The sequence below is a fragment of the Clostridium sp. Marseille-P2415 genome, from assembly GCF_900155545.1.
Taxonomy (GTDB): domain Bacteria; phylum Bacillota; class Clostridia; order Lachnospirales; family Lachnospiraceae; genus Lacrimispora.
This window is the reverse complement of the sequence record NZ_LT732525.1, coordinates 41,337-47,981: the sequence shown is the minus strand read 5'-3', so window position 1 is coordinate 47,981 and position 6,645 is coordinate 41,337. Positions and strand designations below refer to the sequence as shown.

The window sequence follows — 6,645 nt, the reverse complement described above, 5'->3', positions numbered from 1 at the left end:
GATAATACCAGAAAGATGTTTACCAATATGTGTACTTACTATAAGGTTCCACTCTACTTCTTCGCAAGTAAGGATGAACTGGGCCACGCTATGGGCAGGGAGATGAGGGCGTCTCTCGCTATCGTGGATAATGGGTTTGCAAAGGCAGTCGTGAAACTAATGAATACAAAGGCCGATAGTGATTGTGAAAAAGAGCCTTCACATCTACCGGTATGTGCTGTAGAGCGTGCACAGAATGGAGGAAAGCATGAGAGTATATGATCTGGCAAAAGAACTGGGAAAAGACAGTAGCAAGGAAATACTGGATATCTTGGAGAAACATAATATAAATTTAAAAAGTTCTTCCAATATTACGGATGAACAGGCATCGATCGTAAAAAAAGAAGTAGGCGGCCATAACAGGGGAACCTCTGCGGCACGTTCCGACGCACCGGATGGAGATGAGACCGACGCGCCGAAGAAAAAGATTGCAGCGGTATTCCGGCCGCAGAACGCACAGATGAAGCCTCAGGGCCAGCATCCCCAGAGCGGTGCAAGACCGGCTCAGGGACAAAAGGGAAGAGACGGAAGGCCGCAGCAGAGCCGCGACGGAAGAGACGGAAGAACATCCCAGACTCCCGGCCAGAGTGGCGCACCCAGAGACAATGCTGCCAGAAACCAGCAGGTGACAGAGCAGTCCGTATCGGCAGCAGCTGAACTTGTAAGGGAACAGAATCCGCACAGCCGTGATGGCGGAAGACCGCAGGGCCAGGGAGGTTATCAGGGAAACCGCGATAACCGCGGAAACAGGCCTCAGGGAAGCTATCAGGGGAACCGAGACGGAAGGCCGCAGGGCCAGGGAGGTTACCAGGGAAACCGTGACGGAAGACCGCAGGGCCAGGGAGGTTACCAGGGAAACCGGGACGGAAGGCCCCAGGGCCAGGGAGGCTATCAGGGAAACCGAGACGGAAGGCCCCAGGGCCAGGGAGGCTACCAGGGAAACCGTGACGGAAGACCGCAGGGCCAGGGAGGCTATCAGGGAAACCGTGACGGAAGACCGCAGGGCCAGGGAGGCTATCAGGGAAACCGTGACGGAAGACCGCAGGGCCAGGGAGGCTATCAGGGAAACCGTGACGGAAGACCGCAGGGCCAGGGAGGCTATCAGGGAAACCGGGATGGAAGACCGCAGGGCCAGGGAGGCTATCAGGGAAACCGTGATGGGAGACCGCAGGGCCAGGGAGGCTATCAGGGAAACCGTGACGGAAGACCGCAGGGCCAGGGAGGCTACCAGGGGAACCGTGACGGAAGACCGCAGGGTCAGGGAGGCTACCAGGGCAACCGCGATAACCGTGACAACCGTGGAGGAAGACCACAGGGAGCACGTACCGGCAGAGATGGCGCTCCCAAGACAGGGAACTTCGATACTCCGATCCAGGCAAAGCCTACCAGCAACAGGGCGACCAAGAACGCTTACAAGAATGATAAGTTTGATAAGAGAGATAAAGATGATGATAAGAAGGGCAGACCAGCAGCTAAGGGCGGAAAGGCATTAAAAACCCCGATCCAGCCTCCGGTGCATGTGGAACCAAAGGTGGAAGAAGTTAAGACCATTACGATTCCGGATGTTCTGACCATCAAAGAACTGGCTGAGAACATGAAACTTCAGCCGTCCGCCATTGTAAAGAAGCTGTTTTTACAGGGAAAGATTGTTACGCTCAATACGGAAATTGACTTCGAACAGGCAGAAGAGATCGCCATGGAATACGATGTTCTCTGCGAAAAGGAAGTAAAGGTAGATGTAATTGAAGAGCTTCTTAAGGAAGCCGAGGAAGATCAGGCTGATATGGTTTCCAGACCGCCGGTTGTCTGCGTAATGGGCCATGTTGACCATGGAAAGACTTCTCTTCTCGATGCCATCCGTCAGACCAATGTAACCTCCAGAGAAGCGGGCGGGATCACGCAGCACATCGGTGCTTATACGGTTGAAGTCAGCGGACAGAAAATCACATTCTTAGATACTCCGGGACATGAAGCGTTTACCGCCATGCGTATGAGAGGAGCTCAGTCCACTGATATCGCTATCCTTGTGGTGGCAGCCGACGACGGCGTGATGCCTCAGACCGTTGAGGCCATTAACCATGCCAAGGCAGCCGGTGTGGAGATCATCATTGCCATCAATAAAATTGATAAACCAAGTGCCAACATTGACCGCGTAAAGCAGGAATTATCCGAATACGAACTGATTCCTGAGGATTGGGGAGGAAGTACCGTTTTCGTACCGGTTTCCGCGCATACAAAGGAAGGCATCAAAGAACTTCTGGAAATGATTCTTCTCACCGCAGAAGTGAAGGAATTAAAGGCCAACCCGGACCGCCGGGCAAGAGGACTTATTATTGAGGCTGAGCTTGATAAGGGCAAAGGCCCGGTCGCTACCGTCCTGGTGCAGAAGGGAACCCTGCATGTGGGAGATACGGTGGCTGCCGGCTCCTGCTACGGAAAAGTCCGTGCCATGATGGATGATAAGGGCCGCAGGGTAAAAGAGGCAGGTCCGTCCACTCCTGTTGAGATTTTAGGCTTAAATGACGTTCCCAATGCCGGTGAAGTCCTGGTGGGGACCGAGAATGAGAAAGAAGCAAGAAGCTTTGCCGAAACATTTATTTCCGAAGGGAAGAATAAATTACTGGAAGATACAAAAGCTAAGTTATCACTGGATGATTTATTCAGCCAGATCAAGGCCGGTAATATTAAGGAGCTGCCGATTATTGTGAAGGCGGATGTACAGGGATCCGTGGAAGCGGTAAAACAGAGCCTTGTGAAGTTATCCAATGAAGAAGTTATGGTAAAGGTGATTCATGGAGGCGTAGGTGCCATCAATGAATCCGATGTTTCCCTGGCTTCCGCTTCCAATGCGATCATCATCGGCTTTAACGTAAGGCCGGATGTGACAGCAAAATCCATTGCGGACCGGGAAAAAGTGGATATGAGACTTTACAAGGTGATCTATCAGGCCATCGAGGATGTGGAAGCGGCCATGAAGGGCATGCTTGATCCGGTATTCGAAGAGCAGATCATCGGCCACGCGGTTGTGCGCCAGACCTTCAAGGCTTCCGGCGTAGGTACCATTGCAGGTTCCTATGTAATGGATGGAAAATTCCAGAGAGGCTGCAGCATCCGCATCACGCGTGACGGTGAAAAGATTTACGAGGGGCCGCTGGTCTCCTTAAAGAGATTTAAGGATGATGTAAAGGAAGTTGCAACAGGTTACGAATGTGGTCTTGTTTTTGAAAAGTTTAATGATGTCAAAGAAGACGATATGATCGAAGCATATGCCATGGTGGAGGTTCCCCGCTAGGAACCTGCCGCCGGGAGTTTAAAAAGATGAGCCCGTAGCTGCGGGCTGGTCTTTTTACGGCCTAAGCTGCGGACAAAAACGAAAGGAATAACATGCGTAAAAACAGTATAAAAAATACGAGAATCAATATGGAGGTCCAGAGGGAGCTAAGCGAGATCATCCGTCTGGAAATCAAAGACCCGAGAATCCATCCCATGACCACCGTGGTTTCCGCCCAGGTAACTCCGGACTTAAAATACTGTAAGGCGTACATCAGTGTTCTGGGAGATGAGGAAGCAGGAAAAGCAACTATAGAAGGATTAAAAAGTGCAGAAGGCTATATCCGCCGTGAATTGGCGAGAAGAGTCAATCTGCGCAATACACCGGAAATCAAATTTATCCTGGACCAGTCCATCGAATATGGAGTAAATATGTCCAAACTGATAGATGAGGTAACAAAAGACATCAGAGATTAAGGAGGTGCCCTTGTGAGTTTCCTTGATACAATGCTTGAAGATGTAAAAACAGTGGCCATCATCGGCCACGTCCGTCCGGATGGGGACTGCGTTGGTTCCTGCCTGGCGGCATACAACTATCTGGAAGAGCATCATCCGGAGGTGAATGCGGTGGTTTATCTTGAGACTCCTTCTTCGAAGTTTGGCTATCTTAAGAATTTTGACCGCATTGTCAGCGATTTTTCAGAGAATAAGACATATGATTTCTGCATCTGTCTTGACAGCAGCGATACGCTGCGGTTCGGAGAGGCGGTAAAGTTTTTGGATACCGCTGGAAAAAGTCTCTGCGTGGACCACCACATCACCAATTTAAGATACGCCGGAGAAAATATAGTGCGGGATACCGCCAGTTCAACCTGCGAGGTACTTTACGGCCTTCTTGATGAAAGTAAAATCAGCAAGGCAGTAGCAGAGTGCATTTATACAGGTATCATTCATGATACCGGAGTGTTCAAATACGACTGCACCTCAGCAAGAACCATGGAGATTGCAGGAAAGATGATGGAGAAGGGAATCGATTTCTCAAAGATCATCGATGACAGTTTTTACCGGAAGACCTATGTACAGAACCAGATCCTGGGAAGGGCTTTGTTAGAGAGCATAACCTTTCATGACGGACGCTGTATCTTCAGTGCAGTAAGCAAAAAGGATATGGAATTCTACGGCGTTACCAGCGCGGATATGGATGGGATCATTGACCAGCTCCGGATCACGGAGGGCGTGGAATGTGCCATATTCATATATGAAACCTCCTGCAGGGAGTATAAGGTGAGCCTGCGTTCCACAACGGATCTGGATGTGAGCAGGATTGCTGTCTATTTCAGCGGCGGCGGACATAAAAAAGCGGCCGGCTGTACCATGACAGGAAGCGTTCATGACGTGATCAACAATCTGTCGGATCAGATTGCAAAACAGCTGAATTAGGAGATACGGGCTATGGCAGACGGCATCATCAATGTATATAAAGAAAAAGGATTTACCTCTCATGACGTCGTGGCGAAAATGAGAGGTATTTTAAAGCAGAAAAAAATCGGACACACGGGGACGCTGGATCCCATGGCTGAGGGAGTGCTTCCGGTCTGCTTAGGGAAGGCGACGAAACTGTGTGATATGCTGACGGACAGGACCAAAACCTATGAGGCGGTTTTGCTTCTGGGCAGGGAAACCGATACTCAGGATACCACAGGAGAAGTTTTGGCAGAATACCCGGTCCAGGTAAACGAAGACCAGGTAAAGGAAGCGGTACTTGGCTTTTTCGGCCATTACGACCAGATACCGCCCATGTATTCCGCCTTAAAGGTGGATGGGAAAAAGCTTTATGAGCTGGCCAGGGCAGGAAAAGAAGTGGAGCGGAAGGCCAGACCGGTGGAGATATTGGAAATACGGGTGGACCGGATGGAACTTCCCAGAGTCACCATGACAGTGACCTGTTCCAAGGGAACCTACATCCGGACCCTTTGCTATGATATCGGCAGGAAGCTGGGCTGCGGAGGCTGTATGGAATCCCTTCTCCGGACCCGGGTTTCCGGCTTTTGCTTAAAGGATAGTCTCACTCTGTCCCTGATTGAAGAGCTTCGGGATGAAGGGTCACTGGAACAGCACATTCTTGCTGTGGACAAGGTGTTTTCCGAATATCCGGCGGTTACCATGAAGCCGGAGTTTGATAAGCTGGTGCACAATGGCAATCCCTTTTTCCGGAACCAGGCCGGAGGCGATTACTGCCTGGAGGAGGGACCGGTAAGGGTCTATGACAGCCGGCAGCAGTTTATCGGGATTTACGGGCCTGACAGGGAGAAGAATCTTCTTAAGCCCCAAAAGGTATTTCTGGGAGGAAAATAATAATGGAATATATAACCGGAACCAGAGAATTTCAGATCGAAGAGCCGGCAGTGGTGACGCTGGGAAAGTTTGACGGCCGCCACAGGGGCCACCAGAAGCTGCTTAAGCGGATGGCAGAGGTAAAAGAGGAGAAAGGGTATAAGACAGCAGTCTTTACCTTTGACATGTCCCCAAATGCTTTGGTAGCAGGGGATCCGCAGAAGGTGATTACCACCAACCTGGAAAGAAAAAACAATCTGGAGAAAATCGGTATCGATTATTTGGTGGAATATCCTTTTACAGAGGAAACCGCACGCATGGAGCCGGAGGAATTTGTAAGACATGTCCTGACCGGACAGATGAATGCCAGGGCCATCGTGGTTGGAACGGACTGTTCTTTCGGCTACCGCGGAGCAGGGAATGCGGAGCGTCTTTCCCAATGGAAGGAACGGTACGGATATGAACTGACCGTCATTCCCAAGGAACAGGACGATCACCGCGATATCAGCAGTACTTATATCAGAGAGCAGTTGGATGCAGGAAATATGGAAAAAGCCAATGAGCTTTTGGGTGAGCCCTATGCCATACATGGGACAGTGGTTCACGGAAACCACATCGGAGGGGCGGTCCTTGGCTTCCCAACTGCGAATATCATACCTCCGCCGGAGAAGCATCTTCCGGTATTCGGCGTGTATGTGTCCAGAGTGTATGTGGACGGTACTTATTATGGGGGCATTACCAATATCGGCAGAAAGCCCACCGTGGAGGGCGGTTCCCCTGTTGGTGCAGAAACCTTTATTTATGGTATAAATGAGGATATTTATGGAAAGACTATAGAAGTACAGCTTTTGCACTTCTTACGTCCCGAACGGAGATTTGAAGGGCTGGAGCAATTAAAGGCGCAGATAGAAAATGACAGGGAGTACGGGATGCGGTATTTAAGAGCCCTGTCGGATCAGCAGATCACTAAGTTGTAGTGAGAAGGGCGGATGGCCGCCCGGT

Annotated in this window: 6 protein-coding genes; all 6 read left to right on the top strand. The window is 50.5% G+C overall.

Annotated features, from left to right (window positions below):
- Positions 1-261 (top strand): L7Ae/L30e/S12e/Gadd45 family ribosomal protein (locus BQ9856_RS00245; protein ID WP_077609203.1); only part of this gene is annotated, 261 nt, incomplete at its 5' end.
- Positions 248-3,331, top strand: coding sequence for a translation initiation factor IF-2 (gene infB / locus BQ9856_RS00240; protein ID WP_077609202.1), 3,084 nt, complete (start codon positions 248-250; stop codon positions 3,329-3,331). The genes BQ9856_RS00245 and infB, both read left to right, overlap by 14 nt.
- 92 nt (positions 3,332-3,423) lie before the next feature.
- Positions 3,424-3,786, top strand: a complete 363-nt coding sequence (gene rbfA, locus BQ9856_RS00235; protein ID WP_077609201.1) for a 30S ribosome-binding factor RbfA — start codon at positions 3,424-3,426, stop codon at positions 3,784-3,786.
- A 12-nt stretch (positions 3,787-3,798) separates the two neighbouring features.
- On the top strand, positions 3,799-4,749 hold the full coding sequence (locus tag BQ9856_RS00230) for a DHH family phosphoesterase (protein ID WP_077609200.1): 951 nt from the start codon (positions 3,799-3,801) through the stop codon (positions 4,747-4,749).
- A 12-nt stretch (positions 4,750-4,761) separates the two neighbouring features.
- Positions 4,762-5,664, top strand: coding sequence for a tRNA pseudouridine(55) synthase TruB (truB, locus tag BQ9856_RS00225; RefSeq protein WP_077609199.1), 903 nt, complete (start codon positions 4,762-4,764; stop codon positions 5,662-5,664).
- Positions 5,665-5,666: 2 nt separating this feature from the next.
- Positions 5,667-6,620, top strand: coding sequence for a bifunctional riboflavin kinase/FAD synthetase (locus tag BQ9856_RS00220; protein ID WP_200801226.1), 954 nt, complete (start codon positions 5,667-5,669; stop codon positions 6,618-6,620).
- Positions 6,621-6,645: the final 25 nt, after the last annotated feature.

What these genes read in the sequence shown, in the direction of transcription:
- infB (WP_077609202.1), top strand. Translation starts at nt 248, where the DNA reads ATGAGAGTATATGATCTGGCAAAAGAACTGGGAAAAGACAGTAGCAAG.
- rbfA (WP_077609201.1), top strand. Translation starts at nt 3,424, where the DNA reads ATGCGTAAAAACAGTATAAAAAATACGAGAATCAATATGGAGGTCCAG.
- truB (WP_077609199.1), top strand. Translation starts at nt 4,762, where the DNA reads ATGGCAGACGGCATCATCAATGTATATAAAGAAAAAGGATTTACCTCT.
- BQ9856_RS00220 (WP_200801226.1), top strand. Translation starts at nt 5,667, where the DNA reads ATGGAATATATAACCGGAACCAGAGAATTTCAGATCGAAGAGCCGGCA.